The sequence below is a fragment of the Amycolatopsis sp. NPDC005961 genome (assembly GCF_040629235.1).
Lineage (GTDB): Bacteria > Actinomycetota > Actinomycetes > Mycobacteriales > Pseudonocardiaceae > Amycolatopsis > Amycolatopsis camponoti.
The window spans coordinates 1-23,243 of the sequence record NZ_JBEXVF010000111.1 but is presented as its reverse complement, the minus strand read 5'-3'; the positions used below and the strand labels follow the sequence as shown (position 1 = coordinate 23,243).

General features: G+C 72.6%; 24 protein-coding genes and 1 pseudogene. 16 read left to right on the top strand and 9 right to left on the bottom strand.

Features of this window, described 5'->3' with window-relative positions; translation table 11 throughout:
- Positions 1 to 628: pseudogene (locus ABZ342_RS46510) on the bottom strand (ArsR family transcriptional regulator); the annotation flags it as partial.
- 265 nt (positions 629 to 893) lie between these two features.
- On the opposite strand from ABZ342_RS46510, the gene ABZ342_RS46505 reads away from it, so the two are divergent.
- From ABZ342_RS46505 to ABZ342_RS46495, 3 genes are all read left to right on the top strand, one after another.
- The gene (locus ABZ342_RS46505; RefSeq protein ID WP_155541740.1) at positions 894 to 1,526 is read left to right on the top strand and encodes an RICIN domain-containing protein; all 633 of its coding nucleotides are present in this window, start codon (positions 894 to 896) and stop codon (positions 1,524 to 1,526) included.
- Positions 1,527 to 1,758: 232 nt separating this feature from the next.
- Positions 1,759 to 3,156: a Dyp-type peroxidase gene (locus ABZ342_RS46500; protein WP_360487817.1), complete on the top strand. Its 1,398-nt coding sequence runs from the start codon at positions 1,759 to 1,761 to the stop codon at positions 3,154 to 3,156.
- A 39-nt stretch (positions 3,157 to 3,195) separates the two neighbouring features.
- Positions 3,196 to 3,984 (top strand): DeoR/GlpR family DNA-binding transcription regulator, encoded by a 789-nt coding sequence (locus ABZ342_RS46495; protein ID WP_360487814.1) that lies wholly within the window; start codon positions 3,196 to 3,198, stop codon positions 3,982 to 3,984.
- Between the two features lie 9 nt (positions 3,985 to 3,993).
- On the opposite strand, the gene ABZ342_RS46490 is transcribed toward ABZ342_RS46495, so the two are convergent.
- Positions 3,994 to 4,893: an ROK family protein gene (locus ABZ342_RS46490; protein ID WP_360487820.1), complete on the bottom strand. Its 900-nt coding sequence runs from the start codon at positions 4,891 to 4,893 to the stop codon at positions 3,994 to 3,996.
- A 196-nt stretch (positions 4,894 to 5,089) separates the two neighbouring features.
- Between ABZ342_RS46490 and ABZ342_RS46485 the strand changes: the two genes are divergently transcribed.
- From ABZ342_RS46485 to ABZ342_RS46475, 3 genes are all read left to right on the top strand, one after another.
- Positions 5,090 to 5,299, top strand: a complete 210-nt coding sequence (locus ABZ342_RS46485) for a CbtB-domain containing protein (protein WP_360487811.1) — start codon at positions 5,090 to 5,092, stop codon at positions 5,297 to 5,299.
- 18 nt (positions 5,300 to 5,317) lie between these two features.
- Positions 5,318 to 6,076 carry a CbtA family protein gene (locus tag ABZ342_RS46480; RefSeq protein WP_360487808.1) on the top strand — a complete coding sequence of 253 codons (759 nt, stop codon included), beginning with the start codon at positions 5,318 to 5,320 and terminating at the stop codon, positions 6,074 to 6,076.
- A gap of 64 nt (positions 6,077 to 6,140) precedes the next feature.
- Positions 6,141 to 6,773, top strand: a complete 633-nt coding sequence (locus ABZ342_RS46475; protein WP_360487805.1) for a septum formation family protein — start codon at positions 6,141 to 6,143, stop codon at positions 6,771 to 6,773.
- Here ABZ342_RS46475 and ABZ342_RS46470 read toward each other — a convergent pair.
- Positions 6,770 to 8,251, bottom strand: coding sequence for a cobyric acid synthase (locus ABZ342_RS46470; RefSeq protein WP_360487802.1), 1,482 nt, complete (start codon positions 8,249 to 8,251; stop codon positions 6,770 to 6,772). The genes ABZ342_RS46475 and ABZ342_RS46470 overlap by 4 nt on opposite strands.
- A complete protein-coding gene (locus ABZ342_RS46465) occupies positions 8,248 to 9,297 on the bottom strand; it encodes a cobalamin biosynthesis protein (protein WP_360487799.1) in 1,050 nt (349 codons plus the stop codon). Before ABZ342_RS46465 ends, ABZ342_RS46470 begins: the two co-directional genes overlap by 4 nt.
- Positions 9,298 to 9,333: 36 nt before the next feature.
- On the opposite strand from ABZ342_RS46465, the gene ABZ342_RS46460 reads away from it, so the two are divergent.
- From ABZ342_RS46460 to ABZ342_RS46445, 4 genes are all read left to right on the top strand, one after another.
- Positions 9,334 to 9,975 carry a bifunctional adenosylcobinamide kinase/adenosylcobinamide-phosphate guanylyltransferase gene (locus ABZ342_RS46460; protein WP_360487796.1) on the top strand — a complete coding sequence of 214 codons (642 nt, stop codon included), beginning with the start codon at positions 9,334 to 9,336 and terminating at the stop codon, positions 9,973 to 9,975.
- A 13-nt stretch (positions 9,976 to 9,988) separates the two neighbouring features.
- Complete coding sequence (gene cobT, locus ABZ342_RS46455) at positions 9,989 to 11,002, top strand: nicotinate-nucleotide--dimethylbenzimidazole phosphoribosyltransferase (RefSeq protein WP_360487793.1); 1,014 nt, start codon at positions 9,989 to 9,991, stop codon at positions 11,000 to 11,002.
- A 127-nt stretch (positions 11,003 to 11,129) separates the two neighbouring features.
- Entirely contained in the window at positions 11,130 to 11,876 is a 747-nt protein-coding gene (locus tag ABZ342_RS46450) for an adenosylcobinamide-GDP ribazoletransferase (protein ID WP_360487790.1), read from the top strand.
- 32 nt (positions 11,877 to 11,908) lie between these two features.
- On the top strand, positions 11,909 to 12,610 hold the full coding sequence (locus ABZ342_RS46445) for a YafY family protein (protein WP_360487787.1): 702 nt from the start codon (positions 11,909 to 11,911) through the stop codon (positions 12,608 to 12,610).
- On the opposite strand, the gene ABZ342_RS46440 is transcribed toward ABZ342_RS46445, so the two are convergent.
- From ABZ342_RS46440 to ABZ342_RS46420, 5 genes are all read right to left on the bottom strand, one after another.
- Complete coding sequence (locus tag ABZ342_RS46440) at positions 12,594 to 12,959, bottom strand: VOC family protein (protein WP_360487784.1); 366 nt, start codon at positions 12,957 to 12,959, stop codon at positions 12,594 to 12,596. The genes ABZ342_RS46445 and ABZ342_RS46440 overlap by 17 nt on opposite strands.
- Positions 12,960 to 13,043: 84 nt before the next feature.
- A complete protein-coding gene (cobC, locus tag ABZ342_RS46435; protein ID WP_360487781.1) occupies positions 13,044 to 14,099 on the bottom strand; it encodes an Rv2231c family pyridoxal phosphate-dependent protein CobC in 1,056 nt (351 codons plus the stop codon).
- Complete coding sequence (locus ABZ342_RS46430) at positions 14,086 to 15,423, bottom strand: cobyrinate a,c-diamide synthase (RefSeq protein ID WP_360487778.1); 1,338 nt, start codon at positions 15,421 to 15,423, stop codon at positions 14,086 to 14,088. The genes cobC and ABZ342_RS46430 overlap by 14 nt, the downstream gene beginning before the upstream one ends.
- On the bottom strand, positions 15,417 to 16,031 hold the full coding sequence (cobO, locus tag ABZ342_RS46425; RefSeq protein WP_360487775.1) for a cob(I)yrinic acid a,c-diamide adenosyltransferase: 615 nt from the start codon (positions 16,029 to 16,031) through the stop codon (positions 15,417 to 15,419). The genes ABZ342_RS46430 and cobO overlap by 7 nt, the downstream gene beginning before the upstream one ends.
- Positions 16,031 to 17,983 (bottom strand): putative cobaltochelatase, encoded by a 1,953-nt coding sequence (locus tag ABZ342_RS46420; protein ID WP_360487772.1) that lies wholly within the window; start codon positions 17,981 to 17,983, stop codon positions 16,031 to 16,033. The genes cobO and ABZ342_RS46420 overlap by 1 nt, the downstream gene beginning before the upstream one ends.
- Before the next feature lie 173 nt (positions 17,984 to 18,156).
- Here ABZ342_RS46420 and cbiE point away from each other — a divergent pair, with 173 nt between their 5' ends.
- The 6 genes from cbiE to ABZ342_RS46390 form a co-directional block, all read left to right on the top strand.
- Positions 18,157 to 19,284 carry a precorrin-6y C5,15-methyltransferase (decarboxylating) subunit CbiE gene (cbiE, locus tag ABZ342_RS46415; RefSeq protein ID WP_360487769.1) on the top strand — a complete coding sequence of 376 codons (1,128 nt, stop codon included), beginning with the start codon at positions 18,157 to 18,159 and terminating at the stop codon, positions 19,282 to 19,284.
- On the top strand, positions 19,281 to 20,042 hold the full coding sequence (cobM, locus tag ABZ342_RS46410) for a precorrin-4 C(11)-methyltransferase (RefSeq protein ID WP_360487766.1): 762 nt from the start codon (positions 19,281 to 19,283) through the stop codon (positions 20,040 to 20,042). The genes cbiE and cobM overlap by 4 nt, the downstream gene beginning before the upstream one ends.
- Positions 20,039 to 21,052 carry a Gfo/Idh/MocA family oxidoreductase gene (locus ABZ342_RS46405; protein WP_360487763.1) on the top strand — a complete coding sequence of 338 codons (1,014 nt, stop codon included), beginning with the start codon at positions 20,039 to 20,041 and terminating at the stop codon, positions 21,050 to 21,052. Before cobM ends, ABZ342_RS46405 begins: the two co-directional genes overlap by 4 nt.
- Positions 21,049 to 21,768 (top strand): cobalt-precorrin-6A reductase, encoded by a 720-nt coding sequence (locus ABZ342_RS46400; protein WP_360487760.1) that lies wholly within the window; start codon positions 21,049 to 21,051, stop codon positions 21,766 to 21,768. Before ABZ342_RS46405 ends, ABZ342_RS46400 begins: the two co-directional genes overlap by 4 nt.
- Positions 21,765 to 22,424 carry a 5,6-dimethylbenzimidazole synthase gene (bluB, locus tag ABZ342_RS46395; protein ID WP_360487757.1) on the top strand — a complete coding sequence of 220 codons (660 nt, stop codon included), beginning with the start codon at positions 21,765 to 21,767 and terminating at the stop codon, positions 22,422 to 22,424. Before ABZ342_RS46400 ends, bluB begins: the two co-directional genes overlap by 4 nt.
- Before the next feature lie 18 nt (positions 22,425 to 22,442).
- A partial coding sequence (locus tag ABZ342_RS46390) for an arabinosyltransferase domain-containing protein (RefSeq protein WP_360487754.1) occupies positions 22,443 to 23,243 on the top strand: 801 nt, incomplete at its 3' end.

Genomic DNA, 23,243 nt, shown 5'->3' with positions numbered 1-23,243 from the left:
CCAGCAGCAGCCCCGTGCCCTCCGACGGGACCGTGCCGGCGATGCGGTCGTCGGTCTCCAGGGCCGGCGCTTCCCAGCGCACCAGCGGGCGGAGGCCGGTCAGCAGCGCGTCGACGCCGCCGTGGAGCAGCAGCTGCGTGCGCATCCCGAGGTCGGCGTCCACCTGTCCGGACACCGTGTCCCACGCCGGGGCGAGCGCGAGCTCGTGGTAGTCGCGCATGGCCTGGACCAATCGCGGCAGGCCCGCCGTGTCGCCGTCCGCGAGCGCGGCGGCCCACGCCGGCAGGTCGCGGTCGGCCGGCGCCGTGCGCAACGCCGTCTTCAGGCTCACCGGTTCCGTCTTCAGCACCGCCGTGAGCCCGGACTCCAGCTCGTAGCGGCCCGCCGCGGGCAGCAGGAACTCCGGGATGGGCGCGTCCGGCCGGCACAGCCACATCAGCACCGCGGCCGAGTCGGGCAGGCTCTGCCACACCCGGTAGCGCCACCGGTTGAACGCCGCCGAAGCCGCCGCGCGGCCGCCGTCGCGCCGCTGCAGGACCTGCAGGCTCGCGGCGAGCTCGCCCATCGGGTCGGCCGCGGCCGCGAGCCCGACGCGGACGAGGTCGGCCAAGGTCAGCTCGATGCGCAAGTGCTCCCCCCGGTGTCTGCCCCTGTATCGGCGCCGGTTCCGTTCCGTTACACGTCTGACGTGCGTTCTGTCCCCTCGCGGAAATGACCTCGACGAGGGCCGGAGCGCACTGAATGATGGTTTCGGAGACCGCTTTCGGGGGTTTGACGGTCTCCGCGAGGGGGATTCGCCGGCACGTCCACGCGCCGGGTCCGCAGTGGCCCGGGGCCGGTTCGTGCCCGCCTTCTTCCCCGCGAGCACAGGTGAATCGACGAAAAGGGGAACGATGACGAAGATGAAGCGGCTGATGGTGACGGTCGCCGCGGCGGCGGGCCTGTTCGGCCTGGTGGCCGTTCCGCAGGCCGGCGCGGCCCCGGCCGACGGCAAGGGGACCGCGGTCTCGACGCTCGCCGGCGGGATCAAGCTGCGGCCCGCGAAGGTGGGTGCCGCTCACCGGTCCACCCCCGGGGTCGCCGGCGCGCAGGTCGCCGAGGCCGACGCCTACCTGATCGAGTCCGCCAAGTTCGGCCGGTGCTGGGACGCCGACCTGGGCACGATCGGTGCCAACGGCACGAAGATGCAGCTGTGGGACTGCGACGTGTACGCCGCGAACCAGGCGTTCTACGTCACCCGCAACCCGGAGGGCTACCTGCGCTTCCAGAACGTGCAGAGCGGCCGCTACCTCGACGCCGACCTCGGCACGATCGGCAAGAACGGCACGAAGGTCCAGCTGTGGGACTACGTCGCCGGCGGCAAGAACCAGTGGTGGGCCGACACCCTGATCCCGGAGGGCTACCTGCGTTTCCAGAGCCCCTCGAACAACCGCTACCTGACCGGCGAGGGTTCGGTCGGCGCCAACGGCACGCGGCTGCAGCTGTGGGACTTCATCTCGGGCGGCCAGACGCAGTGGTGGTACTGATCCGCTGACCCACTGATCCGCTGAACGGAAAACGCGGGCCCCGCGCGGGGCCCGCGTTTTTCGTTGCCGGCGAACGGTTCGGCGTTCAACTTAATCTTTCGTGTGAATGCCCCGGTTTCGGTGGCACGCGGCATCGTGGCGACGGCAACCTGGTTCCAGGGGGCACGGCCGGCGAGGGGGAACTTCGGCCGGTCGTGCGCCTGCGATCGTCCACACGGGAGGGGAGCCCGCCATGAGTGTCGACCTGTCCACCACGCTGTCCTGGACCACTGCCACCGGGGACGCCGGGGTGATGCTCGGCGAACTGCAGCCGAACATCCTCAAGGCCCACGTCCGCGACCACCTTTCCGCGCTGCTGCTGACTTTCGGCGACGCCGCGGAAGCGCGGGCGTTCCTGGTCTCGGTCACCGGGAAGATGAAATCCGCCAAGGCCCACCTCGACGAGGTCGGCGCGTTCAAGGGCGGCGGCCCGGCGGGCACGCCGTACGTCGGCGTCGGGCTCACGGCAGCCGGCTACCGCGCTCTGGGCGTCGAGAACTTCCCGCAGGACGAAGCGTTCCTGCGCGGGATGGCGGCTCCGGCGACCCGGCGGAAGCTGAACGACCCGCCGCGGTCGACGTTCGATCCGGGCTACCACGGGGAAATCCACGCCGTCGTGCTCGTCGGCGACGCCACGGACAAGGCGATGACCGCGCGGCGCAACGAAATCCTGGGCCTGCTGCCCGATTCCGTCACCGTGCTCGCGGAAGAAACCGGCCTCGGGCGCGTCAACGCGCGCGGTGAGGGCATCGAGCACTTCGGGTACGTCGACGGCCGGAGCCAGCCGCTGTTCCTCACCGAGGACGTCGACGCGGAGAAGAACAACACCGACGGCATCAACGTCTGGAACCCGGCGGCACCGCTGTCCCAGGTGCTGGTGCCGGACACCGCGGCCCCCGATCCGGCCGTGCACTTCGGCAGCTACTTCGTCTTCCGCAAGCTGGAGCAGAACGTCCGGCGGTTCAAGCAGGCCGAGGCGGACCTGGCCGACACGCTCGGCCTCACCGGCGAAGGCCGGGAGCGCGCGGGCGCGATGATCATCGGCCGCTTCGAGGACGGCACGCCGTTGACCACCCAGCGCGAAGACGGCGCGGAAAGCCCGGTGTCGAACAACTTCACCTACGAAAGCGACCGCGCGGCGGTGAAGTGCCCGTTCCAGGCGCACATCCGCAAGACGAACCCGCGCGGGTCCGGCGGCGCCGAGGAACCGCCCGGCGAGCGCCTGCACCTGATGGCGCGCCGAGGGGTCACCTACGGCGAACGGCCGGACGACCCGAACGCCGACGTCCCGCCCGCGGCGCGGCCGAGCGGCGGGGTGGGGCTGCTGTTCATGGCGTTCAACTCGGTGCTGGGCAACCAGTTCGAGTTCACGCAGGCGGTCTGGGCGGACAACCCGGGCTTCCCGATCGTCGACGGCGTCACGCCGGGGCTGGACCCAGTGATCGGGCAGGGCGAGCGCGCGCCGTCGGACTACACCGTCGAGTGGGGCGGATCGGGCCGGCGCACGGCGGATCCGGTGCCGCAGGCGGTGACCTTGCGGGGTGGTGAGTACTTCTTCATGCCGTCGCTGGCTTTCCTGCGGGCACTCTGACTACCTTTGTCGTCGGGGAGGGCGGCGAAGGAGGCTGGTTTGGACCGGCACGAACGGCTCAGCGCACTGCTGGACATGGTGGGGCAGCGGGAAAAGATCGACGTCGAGGCGTCCGCGGAGGAGCTCGACGTCTCCGCCGCCACGATCCGGCGCGACCTGGACCACCTGGCCGGTCGCCGGCTGCTGACCCGCACGCGGGGCGGCGCGGTGGCGAGCAACGTGGCGTACGACCTGCCGTTGCGGCACAAGGCCGCGCGCAAGGCGCCGGAGAAGCAGCGCATCAGCGCGGCCGCCGCGCGGCTGGTCGAACGCGGCATGGTGCTCGGGCTCAACGGCGGAACGACGAGCACGGAGGTCGCCCGCGCCCTGGTGCTGCGCCCGGAGCTGGCGCAGCGGCGCGACAGCTCGCCGGCGCTGACGGTGGTGACGAACGCGCTCAACATCGCCCACGAGCTGGCGGTCCGCCCGAACATCAAGATCGTCGTCACGGGCGGCGTGGCCCGGCAGCACTCGTTCGAGCTGACCGGGCCACTGGCCAGCCTGTTCCTGGACCAGATCACCCTCGACCTGGTGTTCCTGGGCGTGGACGCGTTCGACGCGGAGCGAGGGGCGTTCGCCCACCACGAAGGGGAAGCGAGCATCAACCGCCTGCTGGCATCCCGAGCACGCCAGGTAACGGTGATCGCGGACGGCGGCAAGCTGGGCGGCCACGCGTTCGCCCGCATCTGCGACACAACGGCGGTGGACCAGCTGATCACGGACGCGGGCGCGGCCCCGGACCAGGTAGCCGCCTTCGAAGCAGCGGGGGTCGAGGTCCTCCTGGCCTGAGGGGCCGCGTCACAACTCCGCGAGCCGATCCATGGCGAGCAACCCCGCCCCCAACCGACCGGCCTCATCCCCCAGCTTCGCGATCCGCAACTCCGGCATCCGCTGAAAAGTCAGGTGCGAAGCCAGCCACTCCCGCACCGGCTCCAGCACGTAGTCCGCCGCCGTGAACAGGCCGCCGCCGAGGATGATCACCTCCGGCCCCAGCAGCGTCAGCAACGTCCGGATTCCGTGCCCCAAGCCGTCCAGCGCGTCCTGGACCACCGCCACCGCGACCTCGTCGCCGTGGCGGGCCAGGTCGACCACCTCGCGGGCGCCGTCGGCCGCGCGGCCCGTGCGTTCCGTGTACCTCCGGGCGATCGCCGCCGCCGAAGAAATCGCCTCCAGGCAGCCGATCGCGCCGCAGCCGCACTTGCCGGGGTGGCCCACGTCGATGTGCCCGACCTCGCCCGCCTGCCCGTGCGCGCGGTGGATCCGGCCGTCGAGCAGCAGCGCGGCCGCGATCCCGGTACCGACCGGGATGAACGCCGCGTTCGTCGCGCCCTGCCCGGCGCCCACCCGGAACTCGGCGATGCCGCCCGCGGTGACGTCGTGCCCGAACGCCACCGGCAGCCCGAGCCGCTCCTCCAGCAGCTCGCCGAAGTGGACCTCGCGCCAGTCGAGGTTGGCCGAGAAGTGGCAGACGCGCGTCTCCTCGTCGACGATCCCGGGCACGACCACCCCGACCGCCGCCGGCCTCCCGGTGCCGGCCTGCTCCGCCAGCGCGGCGACGATGTCCACCACCTGCGCGGCCAGCGCCGTGCCGTCCGCGCTGCGCGCCGTCTCCGCGCGCAGCGTCGCCCTGGGCTGGAGCTGCTCGTCCAGCAGTGCCGCCTTGATCGTCGTCCCGCCCACATCGAGGGCCGCCACCATTCGAGTCACCGCGGCATTGTCACATTGACGCGGCCCAAACGGCGGACCTACGCTCAACCGGCCAGACGAGGAGATTCCGGAACGCGGTGCAAGTCCGCGCGGTCGCGCCACTGTGACCCCCGCCAGGGGGAAGCCAGACCCGGATCCCTTCGTGCAGTCCCCGATGAGGCCGCGAAAGCCCGAGGAGGCCACGCTCATGTCCCACACGGCAGTTCCCGCCGTCCCGCTCCCGATCCGCATCCCGATCCGTGAGATCGTGCCGTGGGCGGTGTTCGTGGTGCTCCTCGCCCTGATCGCGCTGTACTTCGTGAGCACCGAACAGGGCGCCACCTCGGTGTTCGCGAACAACTACGTCCACGAGTTCGTGCACGACGGCCGGCACCTGCTGGCCTTCCCCTGCCACTGATCGGCGGCACGACCTCCCATGATGAAGACCTTGCTGGTCCGCGGCATGCTCGCGGGCCTGATCGCCGGCGTGCTCGCGTTCGGGTTCGCCTACGCCTTCGGTGAGCCGTCCGTCACCACCGCCATCGGGCTCGAGGAGTCCGGCGGCCACGCTCATTCCCACGACGCGGGCGCCGCCCCCGCCGAAGAACACGAGGAAGAGCTGGTCCCCCGGGACATCCAGAGCACCGTCGGGCTGCTCACCGGCGTGGTGGTCTACGGCGTCGCGATCGGCGGCCTGCTTTCGCTCGCCTTCGCGTTCGCCCAGGGCCGCCTCGGCAACCTCCGCCCCCGGCTGACGGCGTTGCTGCTCACCGGCGGCGCGTTCGCCGTGGTGTTCCTCGTCCCGTTCCTGAAGTACCCGGCCAACCCGCCGGCGGTGGGTCAGGCGGGCACGATCGGCTCACGCACCGAGCTGTACTTCGGGTTCGTCGCGGTGTCGCTGCTGGCGGGCATCCTCGCCACGGTGTTCGGCCGCAAGCTCGCGGACCGCTTCGGCGCGTGGAGCGGCTTCCTGCTGGCCGCGGCGGGCTACCTCGTCGTGATCGGCGTGGTGGCCTGGCTGATGCCGGTGGTCGACGAGGTCCCGGCGGAGTTCCCGGCCTCGACGCTGTGGAGCTTCCGCACGGCTTCGATCGGCACCCAGGTGACGCTGTGGCTGGCGCTGGGCCTGGCGTTCGGCGCTTTCGCGGAGAAGGCGCTGAAGCCGAAGAAAGCCGCGGCCGTCGCCGCGTCGTGATCTTCGGGCCGGCCTGATCCCTTAGGATTTCCCCGCCGGGTCGGGGGATTCCGGAGGGGGACCCTTGTTCGACGAAACGCGCTCGACGCTGTCCAGCCACGACCAGACGACGGTCCGCGGACCCGTCGAGTCCCCCGGGACCGACGGGTTCGCGATCGCGACGTTCGTCCTGGGGCTGCTCGGACTGGTCCCGCTCGCCCTCGGATTCGGGACCCGCGCCCTGATCCGGCTCAGTCGCAACGGCCGGGACGGCACCGGCCTGGCGGTCGCCGGGCTGGTGCTCAGCGTGCTCTGGATCGGCGTCGGCTGGGTGGCGCTCACGCCGCAGCACGCCACGCGGGCGACCGCCCCGGACTCCATCGACGCCATGGCGATCGGCGACTGCCTGGACTCCGACGCGGACGCCGCGCAGGTGATCCGGGTCGCCTGCGACGTGCCGCACGACGAGCAGATCGCCGCGCGGGTCGACGTCAGCAACGGGTGGGAGACCTACCCGCGGCTCACCAAGCTGCAGGAGCTGGCGCAGCCCTTGTGCCAGATCGCGGCGGCCGCGTACTTCACCGAAGGCACCCCGCCGCCCAGCATCGAGTTCGCCGCGCACGTGCCGACCGAGTCGTCCTGGGGCGCCGGGGCCCGGGAGGCGGTCTGCACCTTGCGGCAGGTCAGCGGGAAGCTCACCGCGTCCGTGCCCCGCTAGGGCGCGCCGGGTGGGACGAACGGCAGGTCCTTAGGCGCGCCCAGGTCCAGCAGGGTGCGCAGCGCCGCCGTGTCCAGGTGCTCGTCGACGGCGTCGGCCAGCTTCTCGAGCATCTCCTCGCGCAGGTCGGCGAAGCCGGGAGCGTCCGGCGCCGGGGTCCACCCGGTCCCGGCCTGGGCCGCCGCTTCCTTGAGCCACGCGCGGCGGAAGGCGTCGTTCTCGAAGGCGCCGTGCCACATCGTGCCCCAGACCGCACCCTGGCGCACGCCGTCCAAAAAGGACTCCTGCGCCGATGACAGCGTCACCGAACCGTGGTGGATCTCGTACGCGTCGACATGGGTGCCCCGCCAGTCCCCCGCCGGACGGGCGAGCACCTTCTCGTCGGCGAACGTGACCCGCGCCGGCAGCAAGCCGAGGCCCGGCACCTCGCCGGCACCGGACTCGACGTCGTCCACAATGGACTCGGCGAGCATCTGGTAGCCGCCGCAGATGCCGAGCACCGGCCGGCCCGCCGTGGCGCGGGCCGTCAACGCGGTGTCGAGGCCGCGGTCGCGCAGCCAGGCGAGGTCGTCCACGGTGGCGCGCGAGCCGGGCAGCACGACGACGTCCGCCGCCGCGACGGTGTCGGGGTCGGCGGTGAGCGTCACGGTGACGCCGGGTTCGGCGGCGAGGGCGTCGACGTCGGTGGCGTTGGACGCGCGCGGGAACCGGATGACGGCGACGTGCAGCCCGCCGCCGTGGGTCTCGCGGCGCCAGCCCGCGGCGGCCAGGGCGTCCTCCGAGTCGATCCAGACGCGATCGAGCCACGGGAGCACGCCCAGCACGGGCCGTCCGGTCACCTTCTCGAGGCTGTCCAGGCCGGGGCGCAGCAGGCCGACGTCGCCGCGGAACTTGTTGACGACCCAGCCCGCGACGAGTGCCTGGTCCTCGGCGGAGAGCAGGGCGAGGGTGCCGAACATGGCGGCCAGGACGCCCCCGCGGTCGATGTCGCCGACGACGAGCACGGGCAGCCCGAACCGCCGGGCGAGCCCCAGGTTGACGTAGTCGCCGCCGCGCAGGTTGATTTCGGCGGGACTGCCGGCGCCTTCGCAGACGACGACGTCGTAGCGCGAGTTGAGGTCTTCGTAGGCCGCGAAGGCGATTTCGGCGAGCCCGGCGCGGCCGGTGGCGTACTCCCCGGCTTCGAGGGTCCCGAAGGGCTTCCCGAGCGCGACGACGTGACTGCGCCGATCGCTGCCGGGCTTGAGCAGAACGGGATTCATGGCGGCCTCGGGCTCGACCCGGGCGGCGCGCGCCTGCAGCCACTGCGCGCGCCCGATTTCGGCACCGTCGGCGCAGACCATGGAGTTGTTGGACATGTTCTGCGCTTTGAAGGGGGCAACGCGAACGCCTTGGCGAGCCAGCCACCGGCAGATCCCGGAGGTGACGAGGCTCTTGCCGGCATCGGAGGTCGTCCCGGCGACGAGGAGGCCGCTCACCGGAGGTTGTCCACAGCCGGGCGCGAGCGGGCGGAGTTGTCCACAGATCGCCGAACGGCCCTTCCCTTGGGGGTGGCACCGATAGACTGGACAGGGGACGCCCCCCAGGAAGTGGCGGGGGCTGCGGTCGCGGCGATTGCGGCTGCGGCCAGCCCCACCAGGCGCGACAAGCGCACCGCCCTTCGCAGGTCGACCGGCTCCGGGTCGCGTCCGTCACCGAGTCTCGACCGGCTCTCCACTTCGCCGCCGTAGCTGTTCGTCCCGCCGAGCCGGATGTCCAGCGCCCCCGCGAACGCCGCCTCGACCTGGCCCGCGTTCGGGCTCGGGTGCTGCCCGCCGTCGCGGCGCCAGACTCGCCACGCCCCTCGCGGATGGCCTCCCGCCAGCGGCGCGCACAACGCCGTGAGCGCTGCTCCGATCCTCGACGGCAGCAGGTTGACCACGTCGTCCGCGCGCGCGGAGGCCCAGCCGAAGTTCCGATACCTCGGCGATCGGTAGCCGACCATCGCGTCGAGCGTGTTCAGCGCGCGGTAGCCCAGCAGCCCCGGCATCCCGGCGACCGCGCCCCAGAACAACGGCGCGACCACCGCGTCCGACGTGTTCTCGGCGATCGACTCGGTCGCCGCGCGGGTCAGCTCGGCTGAGTCGAGCGTCGTCGCGTCGCGTGCGCAGAGGTGCGACAGCCGCGTACGCGCCGAAGGCACTTCACCTGCTTCGAGCAGGCGGGCCATTTCGGCGCCTTCGGCGGCGAGGCCGCGTCCGCCGAGCACCACCCACGTACACGCGGCAGTGAGCGCGAAGCGTGCGAAGGGGCTTCGCCGCGTCGTCGTCTGGAGCGCGGCGCCGAGGCCGACGGCTCCGAAGGCGCACAACCCCGCGTACGCCACTCCGCGCGGCTTCGAGTCCGCCCACACGGCGCGTTCGATGCGCGCGGCGGCCGAACCGAAGATCGCCACCGGGTGCCCCCGTCGGGGGTCTCCGAACAGGGTGTCGACGACATATCCGGTAACGAGTCCGGCAGCGGTTGTCCCTAGACGGAGTGGCACGTGGCGCACGGTAGCGCGTGCACCACAATGCCGGGTATGACTGTGCCCAACGCCGCCTCCGCGGGGAAGAAAACGTCGGCGGGGCTGACCCACCGGCTCGCCGGGTATTTCGAAACCCTGGCACGCGCCCTTCGCCGGTACGGACGCGACGAAGGCAAGGTGCTGGTCCTCGGTGGCGTCCGCTCGGGGAAGTCGCGGCACGCCGAGCGGCTCGTCGCCCACCATGCGCACCTCGTCTACGTCGCGCCCGGCCTTCCTGCCAGTGACGACGACCCCGAATGGGCCGCGCGGGTGGCCGCGCACCAGGCGCGGCGGCCGGCGCACTGGAAGACCGTCGAGACCACCGACCTGGCGGGCACCCTCCGCAAGGCGACCGAGCCGCTGCTGATCGACTGCCTCGGCACCTGGCTGTCCCGCGTGCTGGACGACGTCGGCGCGTGGCGGCAGAAGCCGGGCTGGGAGCACCGGCTGGACGACCGGCTCGAGGACTTCCTCGCCGCCTGGTCCGCCGCGCGGGTGCCGGTGGTCGCGGTCAGCAACGAGGTCGGCAGCGGTGTGGTGCCCGCAACGTCGTCCGGAAGGCTGTTCCGTGATGTGCTGGGCGCACTGAACAACCGGGTGTCCGCCGACGCCGACCGGGTCGTGCTGGTCGTCGCGGGCCGGGCACTCGACCTGTAGCCAGGAGGCGCCCGTGTTCGACGTTCCCGTGCCCGACCCCGCCGCCCGCACCGCCGCGCTCGAGCGGCTCGACGGCCTGGTCAAGCCGCTCGGCGCGCTCGGCAGGCTGGAGGAGATCGCCGCCTGGCTGGCGGCGGCGCACGGGAGCGTGCCGCCGCGCCCGCTGGACGACGTCCGGGTGGTCGTCTTCGCGGGCGACCACGGTGTGTCGGCGCTCTCGGCGTACCCGCGCGAGGTGACCGCGGCGATGGTGCGGGTGTTCCTGGCCGGCAAGAGCGGCGTGAACGTCCTGGCGGCGCAGGTCGGCGCGCGGGTCCGAGTGGCCGACCTGGGCGTCGACTGGGACGGCGCGGACGTGCCGGAGTCCGTCACGGCGCACAAGATCCGCCGCGGCTCGGGCTCGATCGACGTCGAGGACGCCTTGGAGCCGGGTGAGGCGCAGGCGGCGTTCGAAGCGGGCCGCGCGATCGCCCGAGAGGAAGCGGACGCGGACGTGCTGATCCCAGGCGACATGGGGATCGGCAACACGGCGATGTGCGCGGCGCTGGTGGCGGCTTCGTTGGGGCTGCCGGCGGCCGAGGTGGTCGGCACGGGGACGGGCGTGGACGCGTCCGGTCTGGAGCGCAAGACGGCGGCGGTCGCCGCGGCCTTGGCGCGGACCGCGGGCCGGGTAGAGGACCCGTTCGAGCGGCTGACGGCACTGGGCAGCGCGTGCGTCGCGGCAACGACGGGGTTCCTGGTCGAGGCGGCGTTGCACCGGATCCCGGTGGTGCTGGACGGGGTGTTCTCGGGCGCGGCGGCGCTGGTCGCGCGGGACATCGCGCCGGGGGTCGAGCAGTGGTGGCTGGCCGGTCATCGGTCGACGGAGCCTTCGCAAGCGTTCGCGCTGAAGGCGCTGGGGCTGGAGCCGATCTTGGACCTCGGGCTGCGGCTGGGCGAAGGGAGCGGGGCGGTGCAGGCGGTCCCGACACTGCGGGCGGCGCGGGCGATCATCGCCGACATGGGCCTGCTGGCGGACCTGGCATGAGGGCGGGCCCCGCCACTCCCTGGGGGGCGTCCCCGGTCCAGTCTACCGGCTCCTACCAGGCAAAACCCGCCGCTCGGCGATCTGTGGACAACTCCGCCCGCACCGGGTTGCCTGTGGACTACCCGGCATGAGCCGCTGGACCGACTCCGCGCGGATGGCCGTCGGGACGCTGACCACGGTCCCCGTCCCGGCGCCCCGAGTCATCGATCAGCGGGTCGCCGGGGGTGCCATGGTGCTTGCGCCCCTTGCTGCGCTGCCGCTCGCTGCGGTTGCCGGGCTTGTCGTCGTCGGCGGAGGCATGCTCGGACTCCCGACGATCGCCGTTGCCGCCCTTGCCCTTGGGGCCGTCGCCCTCGGGAGCCGGGGGCTGCACCTCGACGGGCTCGCCGACACCGCCGACGGCCTCGGTGCCTCCTACGACCGTGCCAAGGCTCTCGACGTCATGCGGCGCGGGGACTCCGGGCCCACCGGTGTCGCCACGCTCGTCTTCGTCCTGCTCGTCCAGGTCGGTGCGCTCGCCGGGGCTGACCGGCCGCTCGAGGCCGTCGTCGTGAGCGTGCTCGTCGGACGCTGCACGCTCTCGATGTCCTGCGCGCGCGGGGTGCCGTCCGCGCGGCCGGAAGGACTGGGTGCCACCGTCGCCGATTCGGTGCCGAGAACGGCCGCGATCGTGATCGGCGTGGCCACTGTCGGCGCGAGCGCCCTGCTCCCGGGGATGGCCTGGTGGCGAGGCCCGCTGGCCGTGGTGCTCGCCTACGCCGTGACCGCGGCCCTCCTGGCCAGGTGCACCAAGCGGCTCGGTGGCGTCACCGGCGACGTCCTCGGCGCCGGGGTCGAGGTCGCCGTCGCCGCCTCGCTGCTCGCGCTCGCCTGAAAACGTCGTACCCCACGCCTAAAGTGCGGACCGTGAACCGGACCGACCGTCTCTACGCCCTCGTCGAAGAACTGCGCGCCGTCGCGCCGCGGCCGCGCAGTGCGCGCTGGCTCGCGGACCGGTTCGAGGTCAGCACCCGCACCGTCGAGCGTGACATCAGCGCGCTGCAGCAGTCGGGCACGCCGATCTACGCCGAACCCGGCCGCACCGGCGGGTACTGCCTCGACAAGGCGCGCACCCTGCCGCCGGTCAACCTGACCCCTGGCGAAGCCGTCGCGATGGCCATGGCGCTCAAACGGCTGGCGGGCACGCCGTTCCGCACCGAAGCGGGCTCGGCGCTGCGCAAGCTCGTCGCCGCGATGCAGGAGGACGACGCCGCCGCGGCCGAGGCCCTGGCCGGCCGGGTCCACTTCCTCGAAGACCCGCGCGACCTCCCGCCGATCCCCCGCGTGCTGGCCGACGCGCTCGTCACCCGCCGCGTCCTGCGCATCGGCTACGGCGACCGTGGAGGCGCCGAGACTCGGCGGGACATCGAGCCGCTGGGGTTCGTCGGCAAGCCCGAGCACTGGTACCTGGTGGCCTGGTGCCGGCTGCGCGAAGAGATCCGCGCCTTCCGCGCCGACCGGATCACCTCGGTCTCGGTCACCGCCGAGGTACCCCCGCCCCGCCCGCTGCGGCGCGAGGACCTCGACATCCCGTACGGCGTGGTCGAGCAGCTCAGTTTGGCGGAGTGAACACCGAGAAGTGGTTGCCCGCCGGGTCCAGCACGTGCGCGAACGTCACGCCGACCGGGTTGACGGCCGGCGGCCGCTGCACCTTCCCCCCGGCCGCCTCGACCCGGCGGCACGCGGCTTCGACGTCCTCGACGAGCACGGTGAACACCGCATAATCGGGCATTTCACCCTTGGTCGCGAAGAGCCCGCCGCGCGAACCGCCGGTGTCGATCACCCGGTAGGCGGCATCGGTGCTGGCCGAGTCGTCCTGCGCGACGCTCCAGCCGAAGACCTCGCCGTAGAACCGTTCGGCGGCCGCCGGGTCGGCGGCGCCGATCTCGAACCAGGCGACGTCGTTGAATCGGGGCATGTCGTTCCTTCCACTGTCACGCCAGGCCTTTCCCGGCGGCGACACCCACTCTCGGCGGTGGTGGCGACAGCCCCCTGTCGGTGTTTACAAGATTTTTCCGAGCGCGCTCAAGAACGCGTCCGTCGTCGCGCGGTCGCGGACCGCCAGGCGCAGGTGATCGAGCCCGAGGCCGGGGAACGTGTCGCCGCGACGCACCGCGAAGCCCGCTTCCCGCAACCGGGCCCGCACCGAAGCGCCGTCCGGAACCCGCACCAGCACGAACGGGCCGCGCGGGTCGCCCAGGACCGGGACTCCGGTGGACGCCAGGCCCGACACCAGGTACTCGCGGTCGGCTTCCGCCGCGATCGCCAGCTTTTCCGCTTCCTCCAAAGCGGCCGGGCGGCAGCACGCCACCGTCGCCACTCCGGCCAAAGTGGACACCGACCACGGCACCTGCACCGCTCGCAGCCGTTCGACGACGTCCGACGGCGCGAGCACGTACCCCGCCCGCAGCCCGGCCAGGCCCCACGTTTTCGTCAGGCTGCGCAGCACGACGACGCCCGGGACACCGAGAGCAAGGCTTTCGCTTTCGCCGGGCACCGCGTCCAGGAACGCCTCGTCGACCACGAGCAACCGCCCGGGACGCGCCAGCGCGAGCAGTGCTGCCGACGAGTGCAGGACCGACGTCGGGTTCGTCGGGTTGCCGACGAACACCAGGTCCGCGTCGGACGGGACCAGCGCGGGGTCGAGCTTGAAGCCGTCCGCTTCGGGCAAGATCACGCGCGAGACGGCATGACCGGCCGCGCGCAGAGCCGCTTCCGGCTCGGTGAACTGCGGGTGCACGACCACCGCGTGCCGCGGCCGGAGAGCCGAAGCCAGCAGCGTGAACGCCTCCGCGGCGCCCGCGGTGACCAGGACCTCCGAAGCGGGACGACCGTGCCGGAGAGCCACCGCGTCGACAGCGTCCACAGTGGACGGATAGGCCGCCAGCGAGTCCACCGCGGACACCAGCTCCCGCCGCAGCCACGCGGGCGGCCGCGGCAGCCGGACGTTCACGGCGAGGTCGACCAGCCCCGGCCCGACCTCGCGATCGCCGTGGTGGTGCAGGTCGTAGCCCGCCGACGTACTCCCTCCCGCGGAGGCGGAATCAGACAGAGCCATGAGCCCGGACCCGCTCCGCGAACCGCTGGGCCAGCTCGGGATACCCGGCCCAGTGAACGTGCAGGTAGGACGCGTGCAGCGTCGGCGACGCGAAGCCGTCCAGCTGCCGATCCCAGCCCCAGGCGGCCGTCGCGCCGTGCGACGGCGTGACCTCGGTGCGGTGGAATTCGTGCCCGGTGACGCGCTGACCGGCCGTGGCCAGGACGTTGTCCTCGACGGCGACCGCACGCCGGTAACCGAGCTTGCCGCGGGCCGTCATCTTCGCGTCCGCGGGCACCGCGCCGACCATGGGCACGTCGTCCAGGGACTGACACAGGTACAGCAGCCCCGCGCATTCCGCGCTGACCGGCATGCCCCGGGAAATCGCCGAAGCCACCTCGGCGCGCAACGCCGTGTTGGCCGACAGCTCCGCCGCGTGCACCTCGGGGAACCCGCCGCCGAAGTACAACCCGGCGCACCCCTCCGGCAAACTCTTGTCCTGCAACGGATCGACGTCGACCACGTCGACGCCGCAGGCGGCCAGCAGCTCGATGTTCTCGGTGTAGCGGAAGGTGAACGCGGGACCGCCGGCAGCCGCGACGGTCACTCGCCGTCCGTCCACCACCGGCGGTTCCCAGGCCGGAGCGGAAAGCCGTGAGGCCCCGGACGCGATCCGGACGATCGCTTCGAGGTCGACGCCGTCCCGCACCCACGCGGCCAACGACGGCAGCACGCGCTGGGCGTCGTCGGCGCGTTCGGCCGCCGGGACGAGCCCGAGGTGCCGGCTCGGCGCGTGGATCTCTTCGTTGCGGTACAACGCTCCCAGCAGCGGGACCCCGGTGGCCTCCAGCGCGGACGCGATCTCGTCGAGGTGCCGCTGCGAGCCCAGCTTGTTGAGGATGACCCCGGCCAGCCGCACCCGCGTGTCGTAGGAGGCGAACCCGAGCACCGTCGCCGCGACGCTGCGCGACGCCGCCGACGCGTCCACCACCAGCACCACCGGCGCGTCGAGGAGCCGGGCGACGTGCGCGGTCGAGGCGTAGCCCTCGGTGCCCAGAGCGCCGTCGAACAGGCCCATCACGCCTTCGATGACGGCGATGTCGGCACCGGCGGAACCGTGCCGCAGCAACGGGATCAGCCGGTCCTCACCCTGCAGGAACGGGTCCAGGTTGCGCGCGGGACGCCCGGTCGCCAGCGCGTGGTAGCTCGGGTCGATGAAGTCGGGGCCGACCTTGTGCCCGGAGACGCGGTGCCCGGCCTCGCGCAGCGCCGCCATCAGCCCGGCGGCGACGGTGGTCTTGCCGTGCCCCGAACCGGGCGCGGCGACGACCACCCGCGCTACCACTCGATCCCCCGCTGGCCCTTCTGGCCGGCGTCCATCGGGTGCTTGACCTTGGTCATCTCGGCGACGAGGTCGGCGGCTTCGACCAGCTCCGGCGGCGCGTACCGGCCGGTGATGACGACGTGCTGGTGGCCGGGCCGGTCGACCAAAGTGGACACCACGTCGTCGACTTCGAGCCAGCCCCACTTGAGCAGGTAGGAAAACTCGTCGAGGACGTAGAAGTCGTGCGTCTCGGCGGCGAGCCGGCGCTTGATCTCCGCCCAGCCTTCACGCGCGTTCGTCGCGTGGTCCTCGTCGGTGCCGGACTTGCGCGCCCAGCTCCAGCCCTCGCCCATCTTGTGCCACTCGACCGGCCCGCCCTCGCCGGTGTCGTCGTGCAGCTTGCCCAGCGCGCGGAACGCGGCTTCCTCGCCGACGCGCCACTTCGCCGACTTGACGAACTGGAACACCCCGATCGACCAGCCCTGGTTCCACGCACGCAACGCCATCCCGAACGCCGCGGTCGACTTGCCCTTCATCTCGCCGGTGTGCACGGCGAGCAGCGGCCGGTTGCGGCGCTGGCGTGTGGTCAGCCCGTCGGCCGGGACGACGTCCGGTTTCCCCTGCGGCATCAGGCGGCCTTCCCGGTCCGGGCGCGGACGGCGCTCGCGAGGGACTCGGCGGCGACGTCGGCCAGGGGCACGTGCTCCGCGCCGAGGTGGGCGGCCAGGTCGGCGGCCAGGCCGAGCCGCATCTTGCCGCTTTCGCAGTCCATGACGATCGTGGTGACGCCGGTGAGCAGCCCGGCCGCGGCCTGGGCGCGCGCGACGGCGTCGGGCCCGCTGGTGGCGCGGCCGTCGGTGACGACGACCAGCAGCGGACGGCGCCGCGGGTCGCGGATCTCCTCGACGCGCAGCACCCTCGCGGCTTCCAGGAGGCCTTCGGCCAGGGGGGTCCGGCCGCCGGTCGGCAGGCCTTCGAGGCGGGACGCGGCCGCGTCGACGCTGATCGTCGGCGGCAGCGCCAGCTCGGCGGCGTTGCCGCGGAACGTGACGAGCCCGACCTTGTCGCGGCGCTGGTAGGCGTCGAGCAGCAGGGACAGCACCGCGGACTTGACCTCGCGCATCCGCGCTTTCGCGCCCATCGAGCCGGACGCGTCGACGCAGAACAGCACCAGGTTGCCTTCGCGGCCTTCGCGCAGCGCGAAGCGGAGGTCCTGACGGCGCAGCTTCAGCCCGGCGCCGTCGCGGCCGCGGGCTTTCTGGTGCGGCGCCGCGGCTTTCACGGTCGCGACCAGGTGCGGCCGGCCGTCCCGGACGCTCGGGGGCTGGACGCCGATGGTGCGCCCGCTGTCGGTGATCGCGCGCGAACGGCGTCCTCGCTCACCTTCGCCCGTGCCCTTGACGCGGAACACGCGGGCCTTGAACGTCTCGCCCGCGCCGACGGTCTTCTGCTGCCCGCCGTTCTGCTTCTGCTGCGGCTCGCCTTGTGGCGCGTCCCCTTGCGGCACTTCGGATGGCGCTTCGTCCGGCGTCGAGCCCGAGCCGGGGCCGTCGTCCTCGGGGCCCGGCTCCGGGGGCTGGGCGTCCTGCAACGCCTGCTCCAGCTGCTCTTCCGAGATTCCGGGTGCGTCGAACGGGTTCCGGCGGCGCCGGTGCGGCAGCGCGAGCCGAGCGGCGACGCGGACGTCGTCGGTGGTCACCTCGTCACGACCGGCCCAGGCCGCGTGCGCGACCGCGGCGCGCGCCGTGACGATGTCCGCGCGCATGCCGTCGACCTCGAAGGACGCGCAGATCTCGGCGATCTGGCGCAGGGCGTCGTCGGGGAGTTTCACGGCCGGCAACAGCTTCTGCGCCGACTCGATCTCTTCGGCCAGCCGGGCGTCTTCGTCGGCGTAGCGGGCGGCGAAACCGTCCGGGTCGGCTTCGTAGGCGAGGCGGCGCCGGACGACCTCGACGCGCTGCTCGGGGTCACGGCTGGAGGCGACCTCGACGGTCAGCCCGAACCGGTCGAGCAGCTGCGGCCGCAGCTCGCCTTCCTCGGGGTTCATGGTGCCGATCAGCACGAACCGCGCGGCGTGCGACACGGAGACGCCCTCGCGCTCCACGGTCGCGCGGCCCATCGCGGCGGCGTCGAGCAGGGTGTCGACGAGGTGGTCGTGGAGCAGGTTGACCTCGTCGACGTAGAGCAGCCCGCGGTGCGCGGCGGCCAGGAGGCCCGGCTGGTAGTCCGTGACGCCCTCACCCAGCGCGCGTTCGAGGTTCAGCGAGCCGACGACGCGGTCCTCGGCCGCACCGACCGGCAGCTCGACCAGCTTCGCCGGCCGGCGGTGGCTCCGCGCCGCGTCGTGCGGGCCGTCCGGGCAGACCGGGTCGGGCGCCGCGGGGTCGCAGGAGAACCGGCAGCCGTCCACGACGTCCACGCTCGGCAGCAGGCCCGCCAGCGCGCGGACAATGGTCGACTTCGCGGTGCCCTTTTCGCCGCGCACCAGCACCCCGCCGACGGCGGGCGAGATCGAGGAGAGGACGAGCGCGAGGCGCAGGTCCGGCATCCCGACGACGGCGGTGAACGGGTACGGCTTCAACAGCACTCCTCCAGCTCGGCGACCGGCCGATCATCGCACAGCGCCGGGCTCGCTTAGGGTGGGAAATCGTGCGCGAAGAATCACTCCGACCTGCGACTGGACCCGCGGCCGCCCGCCAGGGCGACGGCGTTCCCGAGGGGTGGGAGCCCCGGGAACGCCGGACACGGCTGACGGTGGTGGGGATCGGGGCCGACGGGTGGCCGGGCCTGTCCGAGCAGGCCCAGGCCCTGGTGCTCGGCGCCGACATCGTGCTGGGCGCGCCGCGGCAGCTGGCTTACCTGCCCGCCGACGTCCCGAGCCAGCCGTGGCCATCGCCGCTGCTGCCGGGGCTCGACGCCGTCATCGCGGAGCACGTCGGGGAACGCATCTGCGTCCTGGCCAGCGGAGATCCGTTTTTGTCGGGGGTCGGCACTACCTTGGTGGCCCATGGATACGAGGTCGAGGCGCTGCCTGCGCTCTCGTCGGTGACACTGGCCCGGGCCCGGCTGGGCTGGTCCGCCGAGGAGACCGAGGTGGTGACGCTCGTCGGCCGGTCGTCGGCCCGCGTCGCCCGGGTGCTGGCGCCGGGGCGGCGGGTGCTCGTCCTGGGGGCCGACGCGGCGTCGTTGCGCTCTCTGCTGACGGTGCGCGGGTACGGCGAGACCGAGCTGTTCGCGCTGGAGAACCTCGGCGGGCCGGACGAGCGCATCTCCGACGGCTGGGAGGGCGAACCCGGGCCGTTGACGGTGTTCGCGCTGACGTGCGAGGGCCCGGCGCTGCCGTTGATCGGCATCCCGGACGACGTCTACTCCCACGACGGCCAGCTGACGAAGCGCGACCTGCGGGTGTCGGCGCTGGCGCGGCTCGCGCCGAGCCCCGGTGAGCTGCTGTGGGACGTCGGCGCGGGCGCGGGCAGCGTCGGGATCGAGTGGTCGCGGCTGCACGAGCTGAACCGCGCCATCGCGATCGAGCAGGACCCGGACCGCGCCGAGCGGATCGGCCGGAACGCACTGGACCTGGGGGTACCGGAACTGGAGGTGGTGACGGGCCCGGCTCCGGCGTCGTTGAGCGCGCTTCCGGCACCGGCCGCGATCTTCATCGGCGGCGGCCTGACGACCCCGGGCCTGCTGGACACCTGCCTGTCCACCGGCGCGCGGCTGGTGGCGCACGGGGTGACGCTGGAGGCCGAGCGGATCCTCGGTGACCTGTACGCCGAGCGAGGTGGTGAGCTGCTGCGGATCGCCGTCGAACGCGCGGCGCCGCTCGGGAGCTTCACCGGGTGGACGCCGGCTCGGACCGTGACGCAGTGGAGCAGCCGATGACCGTGCACTTCGTCGGGGCCGGGCCGGGGGCCGCGGACCTCATCACCGTCCGCGGCCGGGACCTGCTCGCCCGCTGCGGTGTCTGCCTTTACCCCGGCAGCATGACCCCGCCCGACCTGCTCGCGTACTGCCCGCCCGAGGCCACGCTGATCGACACCGCGAACCTCAGCCTCGAAGAGATCGTCGGGAAGCTCGTCGAAGGGCACGAAAACGGGCACGAAGTGGTCCGGCTGTGCTCCGGTGACCCGTCGCTCTACAGCGCCGTCGCCGAGCAGGCCCGGCGGCTCGACGCGAAGAACGTCCCGTACGACGTCGTACCCGGCGTACCCGCCTTCGCCGCTTCGGCCGCCGTCCTGAAGCGTGAGCTCACCGTGCCCGAAATCGGGCAGAGCCTGGTGATCACCCGCGTCCAGGCGCGCTCCACCAAGATGCCGCCGAAGGAAACCCTCGCCGCTTTCGCCGCCACCGAGGCGACGCTCGCGCTTCACCTCGCGATCAACCACGTCGAGCGCGTGACCGCGGAACTCGTTCCCCACTACGGTGCCGACTGCCCCATCGCCGTCGTCGCGCTGGCGACCCAGCCCGGCGAGACCATCGTGCGCGGGGTGCTCGGCGAGCTCCCCCAGCGAGTCCGCGAGGCCGGGATGACGCGGGCCGCCACCATCTTCGTCGGCCGGGTGCTCGCCGCCGCGGGCTTCCCCGACAGCTTCCTCTATTCCAGTGCCCGCGACCGGGCGAACCAACCGGAGTCGTTGTGACGGAATTGCGTTGGGGCCTGCTGGCCGCCGGGACCATCGCCGCCCACTTCGCCGCGGGCGTCGACGAGAGCAAGCACGGCACGCTCACCGCGGTCGCGGCGCGGAACGGCGACCGCGCCCGCGACTTCGCCACCCGCTTCGAGATCCCCAAGGCCTACGGCAGCTACGAAGACCTCCTCGCCGACCCGGACGTCGACGCCGTGTACGTCTCGACGCCGCACGCGCTGCACAAGGAATGGGCCATCGCCGCGGCCGAAGCGGGCAAGCACGTGCTCTGCGAGAAGCCCCTGACGCTCACCGCCGCCGACGCCGAGGAGGTGATCGACGCGGCGCGCCGGAACGACGTCTTCCTCATGGAAGCGTTCATGTACCGCCTGCACCCGCAGACCCGGCGGCTGGTCGAGCTGATCGCCGGCGGCGCGATCGGTGAGGTCCGCGCGGTCGACACGACGTTCTCCTTCGACAGCAACCCGGAGGAGACCGCCCGCCTGTCCGACCCGGCGCTCGGCGGCGGCGGGATCCTCGACGTCGGCTGCTACTGCACGTCGCTGGCGCGGCTGGTCGCCCAGGCCGCGACCGGGCAGGACGTTGTCGAGCCCACCGAAGTCAGCGGGATGGCGAAACTGTCCCCGCAAGGCGTCGACGAATACGCGACCGGCCTGCTGCGGCTGCCCGGCGACATCCTCGCGACGATCTCCTGCGGCATCCGCCTCACCCGCGAGGACGGCATCCGCGTGTTCGGCACGCGTGGCCAGCTGTACGTGCCGGAGCCCGCGTGGATCCACCCGCTGCGCAAGCCGGGCGTCTCCCGGATCGTCCTGACGCCGGCCGACGGCGAGCCGGAGGTCATCGAGGTCGAAGCGACCCAGGGCGTCTTCGCGCGCGAAGCGGACCACGTCGCCGCGCACATCGACGACCGGCAAGCACCCGAGCTGACCTGGGCCGAGACGCTCGCCAACCTGCGCACCCTGGACCGGTGGCGCGAGGCCGTCGGGTACGGAAAGCCGTGATCCTCGTCCTCGGCGGCACGGGCGAAGCACGAAGCCTCGCCGAAGAACTCGTGAGAAGCGACGTCCGCGTGGTGTCGTCGCTGGCAGGACGCGTAGAACGACCAAGGCTGCCGGTCGGCGAAGTGCGCGTAGGCGGCTTCGGTGGCCCGGAAGGCCTCGCGGCCTGGCTGCGCGAGAACGACGTGAAGGCCGTCGTGGACGCGACGCACCCCTTCGCCGAGCGCATCGGCGCGAACGCGGCGAAAGCGGCCGCACACACGGGTACTCCCCTGCTGAGGCTCGCCCGGCCCGGCTGGGAACCCGGCGAAGACGACATCTGGCACTGGGCCGACGACCTCGAAGACGCCGCGAAAATGCTCCCCGAACTGGGCGAACGCGTCTTCCTGACGAGTGGCCGCCAAGGCCTGCCCGCCTTCGCGCACCTGGACGACCTGTGGTTCCTGATCCGCTGCGTCGACCCGCCCGAGCCGCCGCTGCCGCGCCACCACGAGCTGATCCTCGCCCGCGGGCCGTACGAGGTGGCTGCCGAGCGCGAGCTGCTCGACCGGGTCGACGTGCTCGTCACCAAGGACTCCGGCGGTGCTCAGACCAGCGCGAAACTGACCGCGGCACGCGAACTCCGCAAACCCGTCCTGCTGGTCCGGCGACCACCGAGACCGGAAACCGAAACCGCCGGAACCGTGGCCGAAGCCGTCGAATGGGTCCTGAACCGATGATCGAAGAGTTCTACGAAGTCCTGCGCAAACGCCGGGACGTCCGCGGCGAGTTCACCGGCGAGCCGATCCCCGAAGCCACCCTGCTGCGGATCCTCGAGGCCGCGCACGCCGCACCCAGTGTCGGGCTCACCCAGCCCTGGGACTTCGTGCTGGTCGACGACCACGCGACGCGCGAGACGTTCGCGAAGCACGTCCACGAGGAGCGTGAGGTCTTCGCGGAGCAGCTCACCGAGGACCGCGCGAGCACCTTCGCGAACATCAAGATCGAAGGCATCCTCGAGTCGAGCCTCGGCATCGTCGTCACCTACGACCCGGCCCGCGGCGCGCCCGACGTCCTCGGCCGGCACGCCATCGCCGACGCCGGCCTCTACTCGGTCTGCCTGGCCATCCAGAACCTCTGGCTCGCCGCCACCGCCGAAGGCCTCGGCGTCGGCTGGGTGAGCTTCTACCGCGAGCCGTTCCTCGGCGAGCTGCTCGGCGTCCCGGCCGGCATCCGGCCGGTCGCGTGGCTCTGCGTCGGGCCCGTCAGCAAGCTGGAGACCGTGCCCGACCTGGAGCGCCACGGCTGGCGCAGCCGCCGTCCCCTGACCGAGGCGCTCCACCACGGGCGCTTCACGCCGCGTGACCCGGGGTCTGCGTCAAGCGCCTCGGTCTGACCCGTTAGCGTTGCGCCGATGCGTCTGATTGCCGTAGCGCTGGGGCTGCTCTCGGCCTTGTGCGCGCTGGCTTTCCCCTTCCTGCCGGTGGTGCAGGACACGGCGGAGGTCGTCTGGCCGACCGGCAGCGACACCCGCTCCGTCAACGCGCCCTTGACCGGGTACTGGGCCCAGGACCTGCGCGCCGAGCTGCCGTGCGCGGCCATCCGCTCGGTGGACGCCCGCACCGGCGGTCCCGGCCTGCTCTTCGCCACCGTGCCGGACGGCCGCACCGACCCGAAGTCCGGCAAGGGCGTCGGCCTGCAGCTGCGCGTCGACAACGGCGTGCTGCTCGCTTCCAGCCAGGGCCAGCAGATCGCCCAGCAGCCGCTGCCCGCCGAGAAGTGCGACGTCGAGCTGGACGTCGACGCGACGCAGATGACCCTCGCCGTGGCCGGGACGCCGATCTTCCACGCCGGCGGCGACGTCCGGCCCCGCGTGGTCGGCATCTACTCCTCGATCAACTCGAGCAAGGACCCGATCGCCGGCCTGCACGTCTCGGTCGTGCCGGACACGCGCTACCAGACGTCGCCGACCGCGCTGAAGATCGGCGTCGGCGTGGTCGCCATCCTGTCGCTGATCGGCTGCATGATCGCGGTCTGGCGCCGCGACTCCGGCTCCGCGAGACGCGCGCCGCGCTGGGCGCCGGTCGGCTGGTGGCGGCTGACGATGCGGGACGTCACGGTGATCGTCGCGCTCGGCGCGTGGGTCTTCATCGGGCCGGTGACCTCGGACGACGGCTACATCCTGACGATGGCCCGGGTCACCGAGCAGACCGGG